Annotated in this window: 25 protein-coding genes; 1 reads left to right on the top strand and 24 read right to left on the bottom strand. The window is 28.8% G+C overall.

Features of this window, described 5'->3' with window-relative positions; all coding sequences use genetic code 11:
* Position 1: 1 nt before the first annotated feature.
* The 20 genes from coaE to NQ543_RS02435 all read right to left on the bottom strand — a co-directional run bounded on the left by coaE (position 2) and on the right by NQ543_RS02435 (position 21124).
* Positions 2–571 carry a dephospho-CoA kinase gene (gene coaE, locus NQ543_RS02530; protein WP_004609161.1) on the bottom strand — a complete coding sequence of 190 codons (570 nt, stop codon included), beginning with the start codon at positions 569–571 and terminating at the stop codon, positions 2–4.
* Positions 571–1521 (bottom strand): Gfo/Idh/MocA family protein, encoded by a 951-nt coding sequence (locus tag NQ543_RS02525; RefSeq protein ID WP_004609160.1) that lies wholly within the window; start codon positions 1519–1521, stop codon positions 571–573. Before NQ543_RS02525 ends, coaE begins: the two co-directional genes overlap by 1 nt.
* Positions 1522–2334, bottom strand: a complete 813-nt coding sequence (gene mutM, locus NQ543_RS02520) for a DNA-formamidopyrimidine glycosylase (RefSeq protein ID WP_004609159.1) — start codon at positions 2332–2334, stop codon at positions 1522–1524. It abuts the gene before it with no gap.
* Between the two features lie 8 nt (positions 2335–2342).
* Positions 2343–4955 (bottom strand): DNA polymerase I, encoded by a 2613-nt coding sequence (gene polA, locus NQ543_RS02515; protein WP_039903691.1) that lies wholly within the window; start codon positions 4953–4955, stop codon positions 2343–2345.
* Between the two features lie 11 nt (positions 4956–4966).
* A complete protein-coding gene (dnaE, locus tag NQ543_RS02510) occupies positions 4967–8020 on the bottom strand; it encodes a DNA polymerase III subunit alpha (RefSeq protein ID WP_004609157.1) in 3054 nt (1017 codons plus the stop codon).
* Between the two features lie 59 nt (positions 8021–8079).
* Positions 8080–8385: a hypothetical protein gene (locus NQ543_RS02505; RefSeq protein ID WP_004609156.1), complete on the bottom strand. Its 306-nt coding sequence runs from the start codon at positions 8383–8385 to the stop codon at positions 8080–8082.
* 74 nt (positions 8386–8459) lie between these two features.
* On the bottom strand, positions 8460–8705 hold the full coding sequence (locus tag NQ543_RS02500) for a TIGR03905 family TSCPD domain-containing protein (RefSeq protein WP_039903687.1): 246 nt from the start codon (positions 8703–8705) through the stop codon (positions 8460–8462).
* Positions 8706–8737: 32 nt separating this feature from the next.
* The gene (rlmD, locus tag NQ543_RS02495) at positions 8738–10039 is read right to left on the bottom strand and encodes a 23S rRNA (uracil(1939)-C(5))-methyltransferase RlmD (RefSeq protein WP_004609154.1); all 1302 of its coding nucleotides are present in this window, start codon (positions 10037–10039) and stop codon (positions 8738–8740) included.
* Positions 10040–10157: 118 nt separating this feature from the next.
* Positions 10158–12059, bottom strand: a complete 1902-nt coding sequence (locus tag NQ543_RS02490; RefSeq protein ID WP_004609153.1) for a penicillin-binding transpeptidase domain-containing protein — start codon at positions 12057–12059, stop codon at positions 10158–10160.
* Between the two features lie 45 nt (positions 12060–12104).
* Entirely contained in the window at positions 12105–14240 is a 2136-nt protein-coding gene (locus NQ543_RS02485; protein WP_004609152.1) for a penicillin-binding protein, read from the bottom strand.
* A complete protein-coding gene (locus tag NQ543_RS02480; RefSeq protein ID WP_004609151.1) occupies positions 14240–14539 on the bottom strand; it encodes a hypothetical protein in 300 nt (99 codons plus the stop codon). The genes NQ543_RS02485 and NQ543_RS02480 overlap by 1 nt, the downstream gene beginning before the upstream one ends.
* A gap of 6 nt (positions 14540–14545) precedes the next feature.
* Complete coding sequence (gene rsmH, locus NQ543_RS02475; protein WP_004609150.1) at positions 14546–15475, bottom strand: 16S rRNA (cytosine(1402)-N(4))-methyltransferase RsmH; 930 nt, start codon at positions 15473–15475, stop codon at positions 14546–14548.
* A gap of 9 nt (positions 15476–15484) precedes the next feature.
* Entirely contained in the window at positions 15485–15916 is a 432-nt protein-coding gene (mraZ, locus tag NQ543_RS02470) for a division/cell wall cluster transcriptional repressor MraZ (RefSeq protein ID WP_039903724.1), read from the bottom strand.
* Positions 15917–16089: 173 nt separating this feature from the next.
* Positions 16090–16257: a 50S ribosomal protein L32 gene (rpmF, locus tag NQ543_RS02465; RefSeq protein WP_004609148.1), complete on the bottom strand. Its 168-nt coding sequence runs from the start codon at positions 16255–16257 to the stop codon at positions 16090–16092.
* A gap of 16 nt (positions 16258–16273) precedes the next feature.
* Positions 16274–16786 (bottom strand): YceD family protein, encoded by a 513-nt coding sequence (locus NQ543_RS02460; protein WP_004609147.1) that lies wholly within the window; start codon positions 16784–16786, stop codon positions 16274–16276.
* 92 nt (positions 16787–16878) lie between these two features.
* On the bottom strand, positions 16879–17121 hold the full coding sequence (locus tag NQ543_RS02455; protein WP_004609146.1) for a stage VI sporulation protein F: 243 nt from the start codon (positions 17119–17121) through the stop codon (positions 16879–16881).
* 39 nt (positions 17122–17160) lie between these two features.
* Positions 17161–18165: an NAD(P)H-dependent glycerol-3-phosphate dehydrogenase gene (locus NQ543_RS02450; RefSeq protein ID WP_004609145.1), complete on the bottom strand. Its 1005-nt coding sequence runs from the start codon at positions 18163–18165 to the stop codon at positions 17161–17163.
* 51 nt (positions 18166–18216) lie between these two features.
* Positions 18217–19521 carry a ribosome biogenesis GTPase Der gene (gene der / locus NQ543_RS02445; protein WP_004609144.1) on the bottom strand — a complete coding sequence of 435 codons (1305 nt, stop codon included), beginning with the start codon at positions 19519–19521 and terminating at the stop codon, positions 18217–18219.
* Position 19522: 1 nt separating this feature from the next.
* A complete protein-coding gene (gene cmk, locus NQ543_RS02440) occupies positions 19523–20191 on the bottom strand; it encodes a (d)CMP kinase (RefSeq protein ID WP_004609143.1) in 669 nt (222 codons plus the stop codon).
* A 45-nt stretch (positions 20192–20236) separates the two neighbouring features.
* Entirely contained in the window at positions 20237–21124 is an 888-nt protein-coding gene (locus NQ543_RS02435; protein ID WP_004609142.1) for a hypothetical protein, read from the bottom strand.
* 117 nt (positions 21125–21241) lie between these two features.
* On the opposite strand from NQ543_RS02435, the gene NQ543_RS02430 reads away from it, so the two are divergent.
* A complete protein-coding gene (locus NQ543_RS02430) occupies positions 21242–21418 on the top strand; it encodes a ferredoxin (RefSeq protein ID WP_004609141.1) in 177 nt (58 codons plus the stop codon).
* Between the two features lie 259 nt (positions 21419–21677).
* On the opposite strand, the gene NQ543_RS02425 is transcribed toward NQ543_RS02430, so the two are convergent.
* The 4 genes from NQ543_RS02425 to NQ543_RS02410 form a co-directional block, all read right to left on the bottom strand.
* Positions 21678–22040: a methylglyoxal synthase gene (locus NQ543_RS02425; protein ID WP_039903680.1), complete on the bottom strand. Its 363-nt coding sequence runs from the start codon at positions 22038–22040 to the stop codon at positions 21678–21680.
* A gap of 105 nt (positions 22041–22145) precedes the next feature.
* Positions 22146–22472: a DUF2085 domain-containing protein gene (locus NQ543_RS02420; protein ID WP_230197280.1), complete on the bottom strand. Its 327-nt coding sequence runs from the start codon at positions 22470–22472 to the stop codon at positions 22146–22148.
* A 28-nt stretch (positions 22473–22500) separates the two neighbouring features.
* Entirely contained in the window at positions 22501–22869 is a 369-nt protein-coding gene (locus tag NQ543_RS02415; protein ID WP_004609137.1) for a zinc ribbon domain-containing protein, read from the bottom strand.
* A gap of 111 nt (positions 22870–22980) precedes the next feature.
* Positions 22981–24579: a S1C family serine protease gene (locus NQ543_RS02410; RefSeq protein ID WP_004609136.1), complete on the bottom strand. Its 1599-nt coding sequence runs from the start codon at positions 24577–24579 to the stop codon at positions 22981–22983.
* Positions 24580–24668 lie beyond the last annotated feature (89 nt).

Below are 24668 nucleotides of genomic sequence, written 5' to 3'. Positions count from 1 at the left end.
TCTATCTTCCTTTCAATAATTCTTCGATTTGATTATATAAATTTTCTAAAGAACCACTATTATCTAAAATAATATCTGCTTTTACTTTTTTAGATTCTATACTCATTTGATTTGCAATAATCAATTTTGCATACTCTTTATCAATTTGATCACGTTCCATCAACCTTTTTAACTCGTCTTCTAAACTTAAATATACTACAATTACTTTATCACATAAATACTCTAATTTACTTTCGTAAAGTAATGGGATATCTAAAAAAATATACTTTAAATCACGATTATCTTCAATTTCCTTTTTAATTCTACTAATAACATAAGGGTGAATAATTTTTTCTAAATCATCTTTTGCTTCTTTATCATTAAAAATAATTTTTCCTAATTTTTTACGATCAATCTTCCCCTCTGGTAAGTTAAATCTAGTTTTAGTTTTATCTATACAATTTTGATCTATCGTCAAGGCATCATATGCTAATTTATCACTATCAACTACTAAATGACCTTTATCTCTTAAATAATTAGTCACCGTACTTTTACCAGTAGCAATACTACCAGTAATTCCAAAAATCTTCATTAAAATCTCTCCTTAATCGCGCTTAAAATCTTAGCACAGTTAACACTACTATCCAGACTCATAATATTACTTTCTAACTGGTGATTTTCAATTAAACTATTAAAGTGGGCAATTTCACTATAAAAATCATCATACTCATAATCAATGTATTCATCAATCACAGTTTTATCATTTAAAATCACTTTAATATACAAAGGACGATGTAATGGTTTTAAAATCATTTTCCCCTTTTCACCATTAAAAACAACACAACTTTCTTTTTTATGATCAATAGCACATTCAACAATTCCTATTTTCTCACCGAATAAAATTTTAGCATTAACATAACTATCTACACCACATTCATGATACCTACACTCTAGCGATAAATCACTTAATTCATTATTAAAGAAATCATCTAAATAACTAATATTATAAATTCCTAAATCTAATAAACAACCACCTTGTTTAAGATCAAACAAGTAACAATTAGCATCATATTCCATATGTTCATTACAAAAACTGGTTTCTATCTTTTTAATATCTCCAATTATTTGATTATCAAGAAGATTTTTAGCTTTTTGATAACATGGTACAAATCTGTTTTTCATTGCTTCCATCAATAAAACTTTTTCTTGTCTTGCTAGCGCTCTAAGTTCTTCCATTTGTCTATAATCAATTGTAGCTGGCTTTTCTACTAAAACACTTTTATGCGCTAAAATAGCTTTTTTAATCCATTCATAATGATAATAATGAGGCAAAGCAATATATACTGCTTCAATATCTGGATCATCTAATATTTTTTGAAAAGAATCATAAGCTTTATTACATGGATAAATCATTTTAAAAGCTTTAGCTTTTTCTATAGTTCGACAACTAACAGCTTCTAATTTAGCTCTTTTATCTTTAACTAATGCTCTGCAAAAGCGATGAGCAATATTTCCAGCCCCAATAATTCCCCATTTTATCATTTATCTTCTCCTCTTTTGACATTTTTTACAATAATATGTTCCACGTCCTTTAATTGCTTCTTTAGTAATTTCACCACCACAAATAGAACATTTTTTTTGTAAATGGACTTTTAATTTAACTTGAAACAAGCCATCTATTCCATTTGCACTAAATGAATGAATAGTAGTACCACCTTGTTTAATTGCTTCATTTAAAATACTACTTGCTACTTCAATTAACTCTTTTACACTCTTTTTAGTTAATTTACTTGCAGGAGTATATGGATCTAAACCCATTGCAAAACATATTTCATTAGCATAAATATTACCAATTCCTGCGATAATACTTTGATCTAAAAGAGCATGCTTTATCGGTAAATTGCATTTATGTAATTTTTCATATAGTTTTTTTTCATCAGCATAAAATGGTTCTGGTCCTAATTTGGATAATGGCAATTCATTAGCGTAATTATCCAAACTAACTAACTTCATTCTTCCAAACTTACGGGTATCGTTATATCTAAGTTGTTTACCATCATCAAGATTAAAAACAATATGATCGTGTTTATTTAACGGTTCATCACGATTTACATAATGATATTTGCCTTCCATTCTCAAATGAGAAACAAAAGCAACATCATCTAATTTAAAAATTAAAAATTTACCAATTCGATCAATATCATTGATTACTTGATTACAAACTTTATTCTTAAATTCCTCTATATCATCTTCAATAATCTTAGGATACATGATATCAATTGAAATAATCCTTTTATTTAATACAAAATTCTTTAAAGTTCTTCTAACCGTTTCTACTTCTGGTAACTCTGGCATTTTATCACCTACTTTAATTCATACCAATTTATAGCATAACTTCCTTCAGATTTTAATTCTACATTCATCTTAACAGCCGTTGTCATTCCCTTGGCAACAACTTCCATTACTTCTTCTAATTCTTCTTTATAAACATCAAAAATCAATTCATCATGCACTTGTAAAATCATTTTAGATTTTAAATTATGCTTTTTAAACAGTTCATCAACTTTAATCATTGCCACTTTAATAATATCAGCAGCCGATCCTTGAATTGGTGAATTCATCGCAAGACGTTTACCAAGTTCTTGACGCATATAATTTTTTTCATTTATTTCACGAATAAAACGTTTACGATTTAACATTGTTGTTACATAACCATTCTTTTTACAAAATTCAATATTGTTATCCATATATGTTTTAATTTCCGGATAATTTTCAAAATAACGTTTTATAAAATTACGTGCTTCATTAACTGGTACCCCAACTTGTTCCGCTAAACCAAAATCTGACATTCCATAAATAATTCCAAAATTTACCGCTTTAGCATTACGACGCATTGTACTATCAACTTCATCTTCATCTACTCCAAAAATCTCACTAGCTGTATGACGATGAATATCTTTATCTTCATTAAATGCTTTAATTAATGATTTTACGTTTGCCAAATGTGCCAATACTCTTAATTCAATTTGTGAATAATCAAATGAAACTAAATAATCGTATTCTGGAATAAATGCTTTGCGGATTAATTTACCTTCAGCTGTTTTTACTGGAATATTTTGAAGATTAGGATCAGTAGATGAAAGTCTCCCGGTTTGGGTTAATGCCTGATTATATATTGTGTGAATTTTTCCATCAACAAATATTTGTTCTTGTAAGCCGATAATATATGTAGAATATAATTTAGAAAGTGTTCGATATTGTAATACTTTATTTATGATTGGATGAACGTCTTTTAATTTATTTAAAATATCAACAGATGTTGAATATCCTGTTTTAGTCTTTTTTCCGTTAGGTAAACCTAAATCTTCAAATAGAACTTCACCTAATTGTTTTGGAGAAGCAATATTAAAATTTTTATTAGCTAATTGATGAATTTCTTTTTCTAAAACCTCAATTTCTTTACCAAACTGATTTTCTAAATCTTTTAAAACATCTTTATCAATTTTAGCACCTTGATATTCCATACTTGCTAAAATCTTAGCAACCGGCATTTCTACATCTTTATATAGATCAAATTGATTTTCTTGTTTTAATTTTTCAATCGCTTTATCTTTTAAAACATATATAGCTTTTGCCTGTTTAATTAAATGATCAGCAATTGCTGTTGTTTCTGGAATTTTTTTCTTTGCACCTTTACCATAAACTTCTTCATCATATAAAACATCATAATAATCATAATATTCACATACACTGCGAATTTCATCTTTTAAACTAGGATTTAATATATAAGATGCTAATTGTAAATCAAAAACATAGTTCTTTATTTCTAAACCATGCCATTTAGCTGCATTAATACATTTTTTAATATCATATCCATATTTTTCTATTGATTCATCATTGATAAAATTTTGGAAATTTTGACATTTTATCGCATTTTCAATATCAATATAATAAGCTTCACTATTATTATAAATTGCAAAGCCAACAATTAATGAACGATGATAGTTACTATCAAAAACACCTACAACAATTGAACTGTCTCGTTTGATAATTGGCAAACAATCAACTATTTTAACATCTATAACTGTTTCTCCTTTATTATCTTCATTAGCTAAAGACATTCTTTTTAATAATGAATTCATATTATAACGGCGATAAAACTCAGCAAGTTCATTGTAATCAAATCCTTGATAATAAAAATCATCTAAATCAAGTTCCATTGGAACATCTTTAATTATTGTAGCAATTTTTTTTGAAAGTAATCCTTGATCAATATTATCACGAATCTTTTCACCCATTTTTCCTTTTAATTCATCTAAATGATCATTTAAATTTTCAATAGTATGATATTGCTTTAATAATTTTAAAGCTGTTTTTTCACCAACTCCAGGAATTCCAGGAATATTATCAGCCTTATCCCCCATTAATCCTTTTAAATCTCTCATCTGATCAGGAATTAATCCATACATCTCTTTAAACTTTTCTGGTGTTATTTTTTCTAGTTCAGCAACACCTTTTTTTGTTAAATAAACACTGACATTATCATCAACTAATTGCAACATATCTTTATCACTGGTAACAATACTAACTTTAAATCTTTTTTTACTTGCAATGCTAGCAATCGTTCCAATAACATCATCACCTTCATACCCCTCAATTTCTTGATAGTGAATCCCATGTGCTGTTAAATATTCTCTAATCATTGAAAATTGACAAACCAATTCATCAGGGGTAGCACTACGTGTTCCCTTATATACTTCAAATAAATCATTTCTAAATGTTTTTTTACCGTAATCAAAAGCTACAACGATGTATTCAGGATTGCCCTTTAAAATATTTTCTAACATATTAGCAAATCCATAAACTGCATTTGTCGGTATACCGTCTTTATTAACCATCAAATTTCCCATCGCTGCTGTTGCATAATATGCGCGATACAACAATGAATTTCCATCTATTAATACTAATTCTTTCATTTTATCCACCCTTAACGTACTTTTTTAGCTTGATAAATCACCAACGATAATTTATCACGAAATTTCACTTGTCCTTCTATTAAACAAATATCCCCACGCACTAACACGTTTTTCAATGTTTGATAATTATTGGCAAATACAACTCCATCAATTTCTCCGGTTTCATCGTATCCATCAACAAAACACATTTCTTGACCTTTTTTATCAACAATTGCCTTTACTCTTGATATTGCCATTACTATTGTAACATATTTATCAATGTTATTATGCAATTCACTTACACTTATAATTTTAAGGTTTAAATTTTGCTTAATTAAAGCAATTGGATGCATTGATAAATAAACACCTAAAACCAACTTTTCCTCTTCTAAAATCTTCATACGATTATCTTTGACTATTGTTAAAATTGGTGGTTCATCAATTCCGATCATATTCTTTAACTGAGCATATTCCATAATATGGCTTAAATTATATTTAATAGTGCTTCGATTAAGTTCAAATTCATCAAAAGCTCCTGCCATTATTAAACTATCAATCATTTTACTATTAAGTTTACTAGACTCCATTCTAGAAATAAAGTCAAATACATCTTTAAACAACCCTTTTTCTCTTTCTTGAATAATTGCTTGATAACCAGCATATCCAACATTTTTGATTGCTAAAAGTGAATAGCGAATATTACCATCTTCTACTTTAAAACGATCGGTTGAATAATTTATTGATGGTGGTAATATTTTAACACCATACTTTTTACCTTCTTGAATACAATTAATCTTATTTGAATCACTACTCTGTTCATTTGACAACAAAGCACTAAAAAATTCTAATGGATAATTGGCTTTTAAATAGGCTAACCAATAAGCAACATAACCATAAGCAACTGAATGAGCTTTATTAAAGCCATAATTTGCAAATTTTTCAATTAATTCAAATATTCCTACTGCTTCACTCTCACTAAAACCATTAGCTATTCCACCACTAATAAATTCGGTTTTCATTGATGCCATTAAACTAACTATCTTATCTGACATAGCTTTTCTTAAAATATCGGCTTTTGCAAGTGAAAAACCAGCAACTCTTTGAGCAACTTGCATTATTTGCTCTTGATAGATAATTATTCCATATGTTGATGATAAAATAGGTTTTAAACAATCTAATGGATAAGTTACTGGTTCTTCCCCTTTTTTTCTTGCAATATAGGCAGGAATATTAGCCATTGGACCTGGTCTAAATAAAGCAATAGCTGCAATAAGATCATCTAAACAATTACATTGCATTTTAATTAATAAATTTTTCATTCCTGGTGATTCTAATTGAAAAATACCAAAAGTATCTCCTCTACTTATTAATTGAAATGTTTTTTTATCATTTAGCTCAATTTCATTAATATTTATTTTTCTTCCATCATTTTTTTCAATATCTTTTAAAATATAATCAATGATTGTTAAATTTTTTAATCCTAAAAAATCCATCTTTAACAATCCCACATCTTCAATATAATCTTTTGAATATTGGGTAACAATTCCATTATTAGGACCTCTAGTCAATGGAACAACTTGATTAAGTCGATCATTAGACAAAACAACTCCAGCTGCATGTGTTGAAATATTTCGTGGTAATTTTTCAACAATAAAAACAGATGGCATAATTCGTCTTAATGCTAAATCGCGATTAACCATTGATTGAAAATTATATGATGTTTCATATACTTCTTTTGCACTTTTACGATTTTTAGGTCCTGTCGGGATATTTTTAGCCAATAGTTCTAAACGTGGTAAAGTGATTCCTAAAACTTTACCAAGATCTTTAATTGCTACTTTAGGACCATAAGTTGAAAAAGTAACAATTTGACCTACATGTTCTTGACCATATTTATTAGTAACATATTCAACAATTTCATCACGTCGATCATCTTGGAAATCAATATCAATATCTGGCATACTAACACGTTCTTCATTTAAAAAGCGTTCAAAAACTAAATTATATTTTAAAGGATCGATATTTGTAATTCCAAGTACATAAGCAACTAAACTACCAGCAGCCGAACCTCTACCTGGTCCAACCAATATTTTATTAATTTTAGCATATCGTACATAATCAAAAACTATTAAAAAATAATCATCAAATCCCATTTTTTTAATAACATCTAATTCTTTCTTTAATCTTTGTAAATATACAGTATTTATTTTTTGATTTTTAAAACGTTTTTTTAATCCTACACTACACAGTTGCTTTAAATAATCGCTAGCATTTCCATTTTTAGGCACTGGATACTTAGGTAAATGCATATGATGAAGAGGAATCGATGCATTGCATAAGTTTATAATATAATCAGTATTTTCAATATATTTTTTATCAAAAATACTTTCCATTTCATAACTAGATTTCAAATATAGCTGATCAGTTACTGGTTCATGATTAATATCTAATGTTTGCCCTTTACTAAAAGCTTGCAACAATTCTAATGTATATGCTTCTTTACTTTCTAAATACCTAACTTCATTTGATACACAAATTGGGATATTTTCTAATAGAGTTAAAGCAACTAAACGTTCATTAACTTTATGTTGCATTGCTAGATTATGATTTTGTAAACAAACATAAAAATTATCAAAACTATTTTTAAATAATTTTAAATATTTAAGTGCTTCACTATCAAGCTCTTTTAAAATCAATCGTTCAATAATTCCTTCTTTACATCCTGATAAAACAAATAAATGTTCTTGATGTTTAACTAAATCATCAAATTTAATCGCTTTATTATCACTTAAAGAAATATCACTAGTAATTTTAACTAAACTAAAATAACCAGATGTATTTTTAGCAAGTAAAATCAATGGATATATTTCATGATCAATTTCAACACTTGCTTCTAAACCATATATTGGCTTAATTCTATATTTAGCACAACATTTTGTAAATTCCATTGCCCCAAACATATTATCCTTATCAGTTAAAGCTAGTGCCTCATAGTGGAGATCACTAGCTTTTTTACACAGGTCTTCGATTAAAATAGTACTATTTTGAAAACTATACGCACTATACACTTGTAAATGTCCTAGCATCATCTCCACATCCTTTCAACATACATTATACCATTAAATATCTCATTTAAAAATGATATTTATAGAATTGCTCGAAATGAAAATAAAATAATCATAATCGAGAAATATAGACAAAGACACATATAAATTGTTTCTAAAAAAACAAATGACTCAACCCCTAAAAGCCACATTCTAAAACAATACAAAGCTAATACATAGTAATGATATTGTACTTGTAACACACAAAACTTTTTTTGCCATCCAATTATAACAATTGATAACAATGCTGCTATCAAATGAAAAGGTATACACCACATCGAACAAAATACCTGTAACATCAAAAGTATACCACAAACAAATTGTAATTTCTTTATCCGAATTAACATTTAATCACCTAAATAATTATATGAAAAATAAATTAATAAAATGAAAAGAAGTGGATAATCAAATGATTATTCCACTACATAGTATGCTTCATTAACGCCTTAGCAAATTGATCAGGACAACTTGTAGATTTAGCTGCACAGCGTATTCCTTTTAAGCGTTCAATCACTTCACTAACTTTCATTCCTTTAGCTAATGCCCCAACACCTTGCGTATTTCCTGAACAACCACCAATAAATTTAACATCATTAACAATATCATTTTCAATATCTATAATAATTTGTCTAGCACATACCCCTTGAGGCTGAAATTCAATTTTCATCTTGTTCTCCTTTACATCATTTTTCAATATTTCTACTTTCTAACTAATTTAACAATAGTTGTCAAATACGAATTATGGCACGAAGAATCTATAGCAACAATCCTTTCTAAACGATAACTATTTTCTAAATCAGCTAAATCTTTAGCCAAAGTAGAATATGATTGACAACTATAAACAATTGTTTTGATTTTAGCAATTTTAATACTATTTTTAACAGTATCACTTAATCCAAAACGTTCATTTTGAATAACTAATGTATCATATATTTTTTTCTTTGCATATACTACTATTTTATTGTCGATACTTCCAGCTACAAAAATAACATTTTCTTTTCTTTTATTATTGATTTTAGCATCTTCAATATGATACTTCTTTTCATCAATAGCAATAACTTCCTGATCTAATTCCATTTCCAAAAGACCTATTCCACAATTTAAAGAAATAATCTTATTACTATCTTCTAACATAGTTTTCATACAACTAATTTGTTTATTATAAGCAAGAATATTTTCAGGTAGTTTTGATTTTATCGATACTAAATACTTTTTATCATTACCAACCATCTCTAAACGACTCAATCCATATAGCTTTGTATATCCAGCATCATCGAATTCTTGATGTTTAGAAGTATTGACAGACATATAAATACTAGCTACGCTTGTCAATTTACTAATTTCTTTTACTACCTCATCATTTAGTCCATCACGTCCAGTAATAAAAACTAACTGTAGTTTTTTATCTACTAATTTTATTTTAATAAATCGTAAACCAGTTTTAAATTTATCATTATAGATTTTACAATGATTACGCGTTAAGATACCTTCTAAAGCAACTAATGTTTCATTTATTAATGGATTTTGTTTAAAGCATTTTGTCATTAACGTTAAATATTTACTATTACGTTGATATATACCAAAAGTGATCTTTCCTTTAAATTCAACAATTGGAAGATTAACGCTTGTAATAAACCCTTCTTGCTTTGGTGAAGCAATTACATCTTTAAATACTGTTTCCTCCAAATTATAATTAGTATATTTTCTAATAGCTTCACGTATCGCTTCTTTCTTTTCGGTAAGTTGTTTATAATAATTTAAATGCAACAAAGTACACCCTTGACAATCATTATATGCCTTACAACGAGGAACAACTCGATTTTTAGAAGGTTTAATGACCTTAACTAACTTACCTTCATAATAAGAACGTGTTTGTCTTATCAAATCAACTACAACTTCTTCTTGAGGTAAAGCTCCTGGCACAAAAACAATCTTACGATCGATATATCCAATTCCCTCACCATTAATTCCTAATTTTTTAATTTCTAAATTTTTTTTCATCCTACAATCTCCTTGGCCAAATTACGTATTAAAAACAATAAATCATCGACTATAATTCTTCATTTTTAATTCGCAATTATCATATTATAAACCATTAAAAATGTCAAACAACAAGCAACTATCCTAACATTATTACAATTGTAGAACCTGCTTCAACATACTCACCAACTCTTGGAAGTTGATCAATCACTTCATCACCATCACCAACATATTTAAATTTCAACTCTGGATTACTAATTTCTTTTTTACTTTTACCTATATAATTCTCTACTTTAACTGATTTAACATCTGTAGGTCCATATGTTTTTCTACGCATTGATGTTACTTTTTCAATTCCCATACTTGGTAAAATATCCATAAGCATTTTCCTTGCAATTGGCGCTACAGTTGTACCACCATATTGAACACAATTTTTAGGATTATCCATTGCCACATATAATACAATTTTAGGATCATTTATCGGTGCCACACCTACAAACGATAAAATATAACCTCCATCTACATAGCTTCCATTTACTGCCTTTTGAGCAGTTCCTGTTTTTCCACCAATTCGATAACCATCAATATATGCATTTTTACCCCCACCATCAGTTACAACTGTTTCTAATGCATCACGAACTTTTTTAGATGTTTCTTCACTTATAACTCTTCTTAAAAGCTCTGGTTTTTTTTCATAAATTACATCTTTTGTTGTACTATTAATAATTTTATCACCAATATAAGGTTGATATAATTTTCCCCCATTAACGCAGGCACAAATCGCTCTAACTAATTGAATTGGTGTAACTGAAATTCCTTGTCCAAAAGAAACTGTCGCTTGTTCTAATTCATTAAACGAATCATAATCAAACATAATTCCTTTTGATTCACCTGGCAAATCAATTTCAGTTTTTTCAGTTAAACCAAATTTCTTAACATATTCATATAACTTATCTTTACCAAGACGACGACCAATTTCCACAAAACCTGGATTTGAAGAATTTTGTAATACTTCTCTAAATGTTTGAAGTCCATGCCCACCTTTTTTCCATGATTTAATTCTTGAACCATTAACAATTTCATATCCTTTATCAAAATAAGTATCTTTATCCATATCAAATAAATTTTCATTTAAAGCTGATGAAAAAGTAATTATTTTAAATGTAGATCCAGGTTCATAAGTTTTCCAAATTGGGATGTTATGATTATACACATCTTTATCAGCGCTTTTATAATCATTAGGATTAAAATCCGGCTTACTACTCATAGCAAGAATTTTACCCGTATTAGGATCCATAGCTAATGCCCATATTCCATCTGGATTATACGTATCATAAGCATTATTTAATTCACGTTCTACAATATCTTGAATTTCACCATCAATTGTTAGCTGTAAATCTAATCCAGAAGTTGGCGCACTGTATACACTAGGATATAAAGTTAATGGATTACTCTTAGCATCCATAAAATAATCAATACTACCATTACTACCACTTAAATAATTATCATATTTTAACTCTAAACCCAATAATCCTTGATTATCAATTCCTACAAACCCTAATGTTTGTCCTAAATAACTACCTTTAGGATAATATCTTTTAGTGTCCTTTATTAAATATACCCCAGGTAATTTTAAGCTAGAAATCTTACTTGCAACTTCATCTTCTAACTGCCTTCCTTCTGGTTGAATTCGTTGAATAGATACTTTTTTGCTTAATTTTTCTTTCATTACATTTACATCAACATCTAAAATTTCAGCTAATTTATTTGATGTTGTCTCAAGGTCTTTAATTTGGCTAGGAACAACTACTAATGATGAAGTAGTTAAATTAGTAGCTAAAACATCACCTTGATTATCTATAATAACTCCGCGATTAGCTTCTACTGGAAAACTACGTTGCCATAAATCCGTTGCTTTATTATATATATTAACACGATCAATTATTTGGATATAACATATTTTCGTAATTATAGCAACTACAAGTAATACAATAACAATTTTAATCCACTTTACTTTTCTTTTTGTTATTTCATATATCATCTTACCACCAATAAAAGCATATGAAAAAAGTGGGGTCAATAGACCTCACCCTAATGTAATAGTTAATGAATCCCCACTATGTACTAGTGTTCCTGGTAATATATTTTGTCCAATGACAAAACCACCACTTCCTTCAGTATTTATCGTTATTCCCGCCAAGGAGCCAAAAATTGAAACATCTTTACTTGACCACCCACTAAAATCAGGTAAAGTAATATCATTAGATTCGGTTTTTATAAAAACACGATCACTTTTTGTTACTTTAGACTTTGCTTTCGGGAATTGTTCAACAACAGTTAAGCCATTACCAATAACTTGTACATCAATATTTTTAGCTTGTAATTTTGATTTAACGAAATTAACACTTTGATTGGCAAAAGAATCTAACTTATAATTTTTTATTTCAGTTACATCATCATTACTATTATATGAAGAAACAACTGATAATGCTGAGGGCACAATATTCTTGATAATATTAGCTTGATGATCAGTTGTACTATTATCTTCACCTTGGAAAACAACTAAAGTAATAATTTGTGGGTCATCATAAGGAGCCATACCTGCAAATGATTTAGTATAATTATTACTTGAATAAGTACCATTTTCATCTACCATTTGTCCAGTTCCTGTTTTACCAATAATCTGTACACCATTTTCAAGAGCAAATTTTTTTGCAGTACCAGTTTCATCACTAACAACGCCTTTTAATAAATCTCTAATTTTCGATACTGTTGAAGAAGAAAATATTTGTTTTGAATATTCAGTTTTAGCACTATAGGCAACTTCATTATTTTCATTATCAACAATACGATCAACAATATATGGTTCTACCATCTTACCATCATTTGCAAAAGCACTATATGCTCTAATTAATTGATACATTGTTACAGTTGACCCTTGACCAAATCCAGTAGTCAAATATGCCGCTCTACTTTTATCATTTTCATAAACCGCTGTACCTTTAGCTGTTGTAAAACCATCTACTTCATCTGATTTAAAAAAACCAAGATCTTCATATGTTTGCAATACATCTTCTTTATTTGTATATCCACTTTCTAATAAGTTACAAATCGCCACATTACTTGAACGATAAAATCCTTCATCATAGCTAATAGCACCCCAACCAACACCATTATTATGATCTCTAATTGGTCTACTAGCACCATAATCATATTTACCAGATTGATAAAGTGCACTTCCATTATACAATCCACTTTCAATTGAACTTGCATAAACAAATGATTTAAATACTGAGCCACATTCATATGCTGAATCAAAAAAGAAATTATTATATCCTTTAATATCTCTTTTATTAGGATCAAATGATGGATAAGTAGATAAAGCTAAAATTTTTCCCGTTTTTGCTTCCATTACAACACACGAAGCATTACTTACTCCAGCTTCACCCGCTTCTTTAGCTAATAAATAATCTAAATCTCGTTGCAAAGAACTATTTAATGTAAAATATATATCTTTTCCATTAACAGCATCTTTTTTCTTTAAAATACCATTAGTTCTAACATAACCATCTGCTGTTTTTTCATAAACTCGATAACCATTCTTACCTGCAAGAACTTCATCATAATTACGCTCAATTCCCATTTCACCAACTAATTTTTTTACACCATCTTCATCAATTGTATTTTTAGCATATCCAACAATATAACTACTAAAATCACCTAAAGGATAATTGCGAGTATTAACTTCTTCAAAAACTAAACCAGGTAAATCTTTTTTTTCAATTTCTGTTTTTTGACCCATTGTTAAATTATTACCATATGTTCCAAATTCAATTTGATATTTACCTGCATCAACTGCTTCTTGCATTTTCTGTTCCATTTCATTTGGATCCATACCAATAATTGGAGCAACTTCTTGAGCAGTTTTTTTAATATCTTTTACATATGCATTTTTACCTTCTCTTTTTTTAGAAACGACTGCACTTAATTTAAAGTTTCTAACACTTTTTGCAATAACCTCGTTATCACTAGTATAGATTGATCCTCTAGTTGCATATTCAATACTTTCACTTTTTCCTCTATTTTTTGCATAAGTTTTTATATCTGAGCCACTAATCAAATGTTTTCCTGTGATCCCTAGATATACAATATTTACAACTAAAGAAAAAATAACTAATGCAAAGACAACATAAGCTATCTTTGCACCCTTAAACTGATTCATTATTGTTGAGGATTTTCTGCAGTAGAGGAAGCTACAGATTCATTATTATATATATACCCTTTTTCGCTAGCTACATTACTAAGACGTGAAAATGATGCCATTCCTTGTTTTTTTAATTCTAAATAATCAATTTCATCTTGAATTTCTTTAATTTCACTTTCTGTTTTTTGAAGAACTTTATTGTAAGATGATTCTAACGATCTTACATATGTAATCCCAAATGCGAAAATAACCATTGAAATAATTAAAAATCTTTGTGAAAAAGATTCAAATTTTGTCTTCTTAGCTCTATGTTTCATACTATTTTACACCCTCTCAATAATTCTTAATTTTGCCGAATGGGCTCGATGATTCATTTCTAACTCTTCATCTGAAGCAACAATCGCCTTTTTATTTATTAATTTATATTTTGGTAATAAATGTTCTGGAATTACAGGCAATCCAGGAGGAACATCTTTTAACTTAGTAACATCATTAAAAGTATATTTACAAATTTTATCCTCCAAACTATGAAATGTAATTACAGAAATTCTCCCCTTACTATTCAATAAATCTAATGCATCTTTTAAGGCACGATCAAATACATTCAATTCATCATTAACAGCTATTCTAAGTGCTTGAAAAGTTCTTTTTGCTGGATGTCCACCTTTTCTACGAGCCGCAGCTGGTATAGCTTCTTTAATAATCTCCACAAGCTCAAAAGTTGTTTCAATTGGTTTATTACTTCTAGCTTGTTCAATTTTCCGAGCTATTCTTTTAGCAAATTTTTCATCAGCATATTTAAATAAAATTTCAACTAACTGTTCATATGACCAATTATTAACAATATAATAGGCATCTAATGGATTATTAATATCCATTCGCATATCTAATCTTGCATCATAGTTATAGCTAAAACCGCGACTTCCTGTATCAAATTGTGGTGAAGATACCCCTAAATCGAACAATATACCATCGACTTTATGTACATTTAGCTCCTCTAATTTTTCTTTAATATTTACAAAATTAGAGTAAATAATAGTATAATTATCGCTAATTTCACTAAGTCTTTTTTTGGCCGCTTCAATTGCAGTATAGTCCTGATCAAAACAATATAAATGTCCAGTTGTAAGGCGTTTTAAAATCTCACAACTGTGACCTCCACCACCTAAAGTACAATCAACATAAATACCATCTTCATTTATATTTAACCCTTCTATTGCTTCATTTAATAATACTGTTACATGATCAAACATTATCTTCTCCTATAAATCAAAACCATCTAACGATTCAGAAATCTCATCAAAATTATCTTTATTCATATCATAGTAGTCTTGCCATAAAGATTCATTCCAAATCTCTACATGATCACCAACACCTACGATAATACATTCCTTTTCTAATTTTCCCTCTACTCTTAAAACACTAGGAATATTAATTCTACCTAATTTATCAAATTCACATTCACTAGCTCTTGAAGTGATAATTCTTACAAAATTACGAGCATCTTTTTTAGTTTTAGGTAACATTTGTAACTTTTGATAATAGTCATCCCATCCTTCTTGGGTATACAAAGCTAAACACCCATCAAATCCACGTGTGACAATCACACTCGAACCACATTGTTCTCTCAATTTTGATGGAATAATAAGACGCCCTTTAGCATCAATATTATGTTTAAATTCACCCATAAACATTTTTGTCACCCACTTTTTAACACTCATTAACATTAATTAACACTTCGTACCACCATTATATACTTAATAATCTATTTTGTATAGCATTTCTTTAAATAAAAAAAGAGCTAATCAACAAATAAATGTTAATTAACTCCATTTTTATATAAAAAAAGCGCATTAAGCGCAATTTCTTATAAAACTTTTTGTCCTTTGTAAGTACCGCAATGTTTACATACTTTATGAGACATTTTGTATTCTCCACATTCTGGACATACAACTACAGCTGGTACTTTAAGTTTATCATGAGTTCTTCTCTTATCTCTTCTTGTTTTTGAAACTCTTCTAAATGGTACTGCCATCAGTATAACCTCCTATTTAATCTTTAAAATAATCTTTTAGCTTAGCTAATCTAGGATCAATGTATTCCTCGTTTTTATCACTAGCACTGCTATCTAATATTTTCCAACCTTTACCCTCTGATTTAATCCTAGCATCGTCTTTAACTACTCTCATAGGTACTTCAAGCATAATATTTTCAAATACCACCGGAGTAAGGTCAACAATATCTTTTTTTACTTCATGAACATCTTCAAGAGCAGAAGGCTTATCAAAAGCAAACACTTCAGTTGAATTAATCTCAAACGGATAATCAACATTCTCTAATGTCATTGCACATGGAAGAATCATTGTTCCCTTGATATTAAGATCAACATACAAACGTTTATCTTTTAAATCAAGATTCCCGGTTCCTGAGACAATAATGTCCTTTAAGTCATTAATTTGCGCATATTGGTCAAATAATTCCGAAGGAAATGTTAATCCTTCTTCAAATTCAAATTTTCCATGATGCTTAACAATCCATTGTAAATTGTATTTCAAAATAATCACCCTTCTATAACCGCAATGACAATTATATATAAAATAATACCATAAGTCAACCTAAAAAATACTTGTTTTTATCGTTTATTTTACGTCATCACTTACATCATTTTATTAATATCATTTGGAATTTTATTAGATTTAATCATCATAACTAACTTATCTACCTTACTAGGACTAATTGTTTTATTAGTAACTTTAGCCACTGACATAATAAAATCCCTAATATCATTTTCATCATTCAAATTTTTAGATTGTAAATCATTAGCTAATTTCAAAATCTCATTTTTATTAACATTTGTTTTTTTTACAACCTTATCCAAAAAAATATTTTCATCTTTCATATTATCACCAATATATAATATGAAAAAAGTCAAATAACGTTACCATTCAATCTTTAATTCTCGTTTCATTAACTGCTGAATTTCTCGTTTCGGTTCATGATTATTATACAAAACATTATAAATTGCATTAATAATTGGTAACTCAATATCATCATATTTTTTTGCATCTTCATATATTACTTTACAAGTTCTAATACCTTCACATGTCTTTTTGTTATTTTTCATAAATTCTCTAGCATCATTTGTCTTTCCAATTTCGACTCCAGCTTGAAAATTTCTTGAATGAACCGAAGAACATGTAACAATCAAATCACCTACACCAGTCAATCCCATATAGGTTTCTAATTTACCACCTTTTTTCATTCCGTAACGGACCATTTCTGCTAAACCCCGAGTTATTAATGCCGCCTTTGTATTATCTCCATACCCAATTCCACTTAACACACCAGCCGCTACTGCAATTACATTCTTTATTGCAACTCCATACTCAGCCCCTACTTCATCAGTTAAACGATATACTCTAAAATAGTCATTAGAAAATAACATTTGAACATCTTCTGCCATTTTTTCGTCTAAAGACACTGCACATACAGTTGTAAGCATTCTAATCACTACTTCTTCTGCATGGCTAGGTCCTATCAAAGACACAACCGAATTAATTAAACGCTCATCTAAAACACTACGAATAGTATCAGACATACGCATATTAGTTCCTAAATCAAAACCTTTTGCAGCATTTATAACTGTTATTTTCTTTTTAATAAATGGTTTTACCTTTATTAACGTCTCCTTTACAAATTGTGTTGGAATCGTAATTAACAAATAATCAATATCTTTTAACGCTTCTTCTAGATTATTTGTAGCTTTAATTTCTTTTTCCAATAATACATCTTTAAAAAATGTTTTATTTTGATGATTATTATTAATATCATCAATTTGATTTTGATCAATTCCATACATTATTACTTCATTTTGATTATCAATCAAAACCCTAGATAAAGCAGTTGCCCAACTTCCTGTTCCCAAGACACCAATTTTACTCATTTTCACACATCCTTTTATGTATTATATCAAATATCTACAAAAAACGCACTACTAATCTCTTTTTCGGCAAATAATATGAATAGGAGTTCCTTCAAATCCGAATGAATCTCGCAAACGATTTTCTAAATAACGCTTATAACTAAAATGCAAATATTGTGGATCATTTACAAATAATATAAAAGTCGGTGGACAAACACTTACTTGATTAGCATAAAAAATCTTCAATCTACCACCATTAAAAGTTGTAGTCGGATTAACTGCTTGAGCATCAACTAAAACATCATTTAATACACTAGTTTGTACGCGTTTATGTGAATTTTCAAATGACTCTTGAATCAATGGGAATAATTGATGAACTCGTTGATGCGTTTTAGCTGATAAGAAAATAATTCGTGCATAATCCAAATATTTAAATTGACTTCTCAATTCTTTTTCTTTCTTTTGCATTGTTTTTTCATCTTTTTCAACAAGATCCCATTTATTAACAACTAAAATTACACCTTTACCAGCTTCATGAGCATAACCAGCAACATGTTTATCTTGTTCAATTACACCACGTTCACCATCAATTACAACAACAATTACATCACTTTTTTCAATTGAAGATAACGCTCTTAAAACTGAATATTTTTCAACATTTTCATAAATCTTCCCTTTTTTCCGCATTCCTGCTGTATCTATTACACGATATTTTTGTCCATCCTTTTCAAAAACAGTATCAATTGCATCACGTGTTGTTCCCTCTATATTAGATACAATTACTCGTTCTTCTCCTAAAATTGAATTAGTAAGTGATGACTTTCCAACATTAGGTCTACCAATAATAGAAAAACGAATTTCATCTTCAGCAAATTCCTCTTCCGTAAAATCTAATTTTTTAATAACTTCATCTAATAAATCACCAATACCGATACCATGACTTCCAGAAACTGGAATTGGATCACCAATTCCTAAACTATAAAAATCATATATATCATTGATAAAAGCACCATCATCAATTTTATTAACAGCTAATAAAATAGGTTTTTTATTTTTTTGTAATAACCTAGCTACATATTCATCTTCTTGTGTAACACCTTCTCGGCCATTAACTACAAAAATAATTAAATCAGCTTCTTCAATAGCAATTTCTGCCTGCATTTTAATTTGAGTTGTAAAAGAAGCATCCTTAAGCTCAATACCACCCGTATCGATTAATCTAAATTCCTTTGTTAACCACGAAGCTGTTGCATAAATACGATCACGAGTTACTCCTGCTATATCTTCAACAATTGAAATTCTTTCACCAACAATTCGATTAAAAATCGTTGACTTACCAACATTCGCTCTACCTACTATCGCAACTACACCTGCCATATTATCCCTCCTTTATTTTTTGTTCAACTAATTTTAATATCTCATCAACTACCTCTTCAACCTTTAAATCAGATGTATCTAATAAAATAGCATCATCTGCTTTTTTTAATGGAGAGATTTTTCGATTCATATCTTGATAATCACGCTCTTCAATTTCTTTTTTTAAAATTTCATAATCACACTTTAACCCACGTTGTTGATTTTCCAAATAACGTCGTTTAGCTCTAGTTTCAACACTAGCACATTGATAAATTTTAAGCTCTGCATCAGGAAGTACAACTGTTCCAATATCTCTTCCATCCAGAATAACTCCACCAATTTTTGCCATATCACGTTGTTGTTTAACCAAAAAATTTCTAACTTCTTGATACTTTGATACTTCACTAGCCGACATTGATACTTTATCTTGTCTAATTTGATTACTAACATTAATATCATTTAAATAAACATTATTACTGCTATCCATGGTAATTTTAATATCACCTAAAATATTAATAACAGCTTGTTCATCTTTAAGATCAATATTATTTTTCAGACAATAATATCCAACACATCGATACATCGCCCCTGTATCAATATACACATAATTTAACTTTTTAGCAATAATCTTTGCAACACTACTTTTTCCTGAGGCACTAGGGCCATCAATTGCAATTGAAATCTTCTTCATATAATAACTGCTCCTTTCTTGAAAAAAACTAAGGCAAACCTTAGTTTAAAAGAATAACTGATATCCTATCATACCACACAAAACAATAAATATCACAACTAAAAAAACAATTATACAATTTAAAATATTAACAATTCGATTACTCTTCTTTTCCTCAACAATTTCAACACGACTTTCAATTTCTTTTTCACTATCATTTTTAACAATAGTTTCGTCTTTAATCACTTTTTCCTCTGCTTCTTTTTTCTTTAAAGCCTTTTCAACTTCACGTTGATCTTTTTCTTTAACATAACGCAACATATCTTCCAAAGAATTTGTTTGCTCAATAGGATTAAAAGAACTTTCCTCTAAATCTTCCTCATCTTCAGTTTCTTCATTACTATCATCTAAAATAATCTTTGCTTTTTTAGCATCCTCAGCTGGAGACATGCTAGCCAATCGTTCCATTAAAGTCATTTTTTCTTTGACTTTATTATCCTTAGGCTGTTCTAATTCTTCTGATTGTACCTTAACATCTGGATTAATAAAATATCCTTTCGAAAACTGAGAAGTTTCAACATTATCAAAATTATTAACTCGTATAGTTTGTTTTTCTGGTTCCCTAATTTTATTTAAAATATCCATTCTTGTGTTATATTGTGCTTCTTTTCCCACACTAACTTTAGCATTACGTAAAGCACGATTTAACTCTTCATTATTTTCATTACGCATTTGTTCAAATGTTTTAGCTTCGGTTAATGTATCTTCAATTTGATTTTTATCATTATCATCATTCGATTTATTAAAAAATCGATTCACTGATGCTAAAAAATCATCAGTATCATCACTATCATAATCATCAACTATATTACTTATATTATCACGACTAATACCTACTTCATCTTTCAAGCCACTTCTTAAATCTCGATATTTATCAATTCGTGAACTAACCACTCAAACCACCCTTTCAAAAGCTATTATAGCATACTTTTTTACTATTTCCTTTATAAAATATTGAAAATATACTTATTTAAGATATAATATTAAAGAGTACAAAAGGAGGAATTTATAATGGCTAAAATTACAGTAAACGATTCATGCATTGGATGCGGTGCTTGTACAGCTGTTGCACCTGATGTTTTCGAATTAGGTGATGACGGATTAGCAACAGTAGTAAGCGAAGACAATGTTGATGCTGCTAAAGAAGCTGCTGAAAGTTGTCCAGTTGAAGCTATCGAAGTAGAATAGTATAGTTTAACTTAAGACAAATAGATAAAATTTATCAATGTCATTAAGTTAAAAATTTGATAGTTCTTGAAGAGCACATGAAAATGTGCTTTTCTTTTTTCTTATTTTTTTACAAATATTAATAATTTCATGAGCTATTATTTATAGAAAAAGGAACAATTACTTATGAGTAATACACAATCAAAAACTAGAAGTATTTGATGTGTTACATCTTACTTCTAGTTAATTTTTATTATACTAACTTAACAACATTGCAGAATTATTTTATAGATTTTAATAACATTATTGCTGTAGCTTTGTTTGAAGCTAATGGTACATAATGAACATCACACAATCTCATTAATGCATTTATGTCTGGTTCATGCGGTTGTGCTGTAAGAGGATCTCTAAAAAATATAACTATATCCATTTGTCCTAATGCCACTAAATTTCCAATTTGTTGATCTCCACCATATGGTCCTGATAAAAAACGAGTCACTTTTAAATTTGTGTTTTCCATTATTAATTTACCAGTAGTTCCTGTTCCATATAATTCTTGTTTAGAAAATAAAGCTTCATTATCTTTTACAAAATCAATCATTTCTGCTTTCTTTTTATCATGAGCTATTAATGCTATTTTCATATTTTCCTCCATTTTTCTATATCAAAATTAAATACTTCATCAAAGAAAATTGTTATTTTAACAAATTTTATTATACAATAAATAATATCATTTACAAAAAAACTTTTACCCTTTTTCATCTAAATACATATACAATTTAGATAAAAAAGCTCCTATTCCAAATCCAAACAATCCCCCAGTTATACTTCTTCTTACATTTGTACTAATAATACCAAAGAAAGTTTGAATTCCACCATCAAATATCATAGGGATAACACACAATAAAATTATCCATAATGATATTTTTATCTTTTTTCTATAACAAATTATCAACGTTATAAAACATCCTAGTACAATAAACAAACAGCGATAGCATAGAGGAAAACATATCCCAAAAAAATGCGGTGCTCTACTTGCTAAACCATTACACAAGGGGATTTTTCCTATATTCATTATTCTTTGCCATAATAACTGAAAAAAACTATTCATCATTAAGTGTATCTATAATAATTGGTGCCAAATCCATCGAATCATCCATCTCTACAAAATCAGCTCCACCAAGATTTGCAAATATACAACAAAGAAAAACAAAATAAATGACAATACTTGTAATTAAACCTTTTAAACAAGACTTTGCTTTTAATGGATAATCTTTGTACCAAATAATATATAATATTAAACCTACAATTGGAATCAAGCAAGATAAAATAAAAAATCCACTACTAGGTTCATCTTCCTCTCTTTTTCCATAAGATGATTGCCAATTATTACCATTTAGCTTTAATTTTGCCCCACAATTAGGACAATAATTAACATCCCCCACCTCTTTACCACATTGATGACAATACATAAATAATCCCTTCCTTTCATCTTCATTGTACTAAATATACTCAAAAATGAAAAGTTAAATAATATAAAGAAAAGTTGATTTAATCAACTTAAATCAACTTTTACTCATTTATTATTGTTCACCTAAAACAACAGATACTTTTCTTTCTTGACCATTTCGATTAATCACAAGTTCAACTTTATCACCTGGTTCTTTTGAATAAAGTTCTGTCAAGAAACTCTTATATGTTGTAACTTTTTTACCATCAAATTCAACAATAACATCACCTACTTGGATACCAGCTTGACTAGCAGGACCACCAGCACTTACATTTGCAACATAGATACCGTCTGTTAAATCTGTATTAATACGATAATAACGTAATTGGAAACTTGAGTATCCTGATAATGAAATTCCAGAAATTCCCAATTGTGGTCTTGTAACTTTACCATCTTTAATAATTTGTTCAACATTTTTAACTACATCATTAATTGGTAAAGCAAATCCCATACCTTCAACTGAAGTATCAGATAATTTCATAGATGTAATTCCAACTAATTCACCTGCCATATTAACTAGTGCTCCACCACTATTTCCTGGATTAATAGCAGCATCAGTTTGAATAACACTCATATCCCAATCATCTTGACCATCATCATTTAAATCTACTGATACAGTACGATCTGTACCACTTACAATACCTTGGGTAACAGTTCCTGCATATTCAATTCCAAGTGGACTACCGATTGCTAAAACTGTTTCCCCGCGATCTAATAAACTTGAATCACCTGTATCTATTGCTTTTAATTCAAAATCTGCAGTTAATTTTAAAACAGCAATATCACTATAACTATCACTACCTAAAACTTCCGCTGTTACAGATTCTTGATTAGAGAAAACAACTTGTACATTATTTGCACCTTCAACTACATGGGCATTAGTAATGATGTAAGCTTCATTTCCATTTACACGATATACAACACCACTTCCGCTACCACTAGCTGTACCATTAGAATAAACTAATACCCCTACAACACTATCAATAACATCATTGATTACATCAGATGTAGAACTATTTACATCATAGTTTAATTTTTCAACTTGACCACTATTACTTGCTAGAACATTACCACTATTGTTCATTTTCACAAACATAAAAATATTTGCACCTAATGATACAATTACTAATACTATAATTATCATTTGAAATAACTTAGCTTTATTCATTTGCTTAAAATTATACTTATTCTTTTCTACTCTAGTACCATTAAACCCATCACCACTTTGTTTATCCATTGGTTCTTGGTCACCTACTCCTTCATTTTGATTTGTTGGAATTTTCTGATTATCTATAGATCTATAGGCATTTGTTGTTTCTTGTTTATCCATGGATATTTGATTATTAATCGATTGTGCTCTTTCCATAGTTTCTTGATCATTTAAAACTTCATGCTCACGTGCTATCTCTTGATTATCTACCGAACTAGTTGTCGGTTCTGTTTTATCTATCTTTTCTTGATTATTTACTACTTCAGGTTCACTTACAATTTCTTGACTTTCTTCTGTTGTTGAACTAGATGTCAGTTCAGTTTCTTCTATAGCTTCTTGAGTATCAACCGATTCTGTTTCATTAATAATTTCTTGAACATCTGTCGGTTGCTTATTAACTGATTTTTCATTTGTAATATCATTTATTGATTCATTTTCATTTAATGATTTTTTTTCATCCATATTTAACACCCCTTTTTACTTTACACAATTATCATAAATAAATAATTTGTTCAAATTATTTTTATATTGTGTGAAAAAGTGGTTTATCT

Source organism: Thomasclavelia spiroformis DSM 1552, assembly GCF_025149465.1.
GTDB classification, from domain to species: Bacteria; Bacillota_I; Bacilli_A; order Erysipelotrichales; family Coprobacillaceae; genus Thomasclavelia; species Thomasclavelia spiroformis.
The sequence above is the reverse complement of the archived record's forward strand: the minus strand, read 5'-3'. Positions and strand labels throughout refer to the sequence as shown.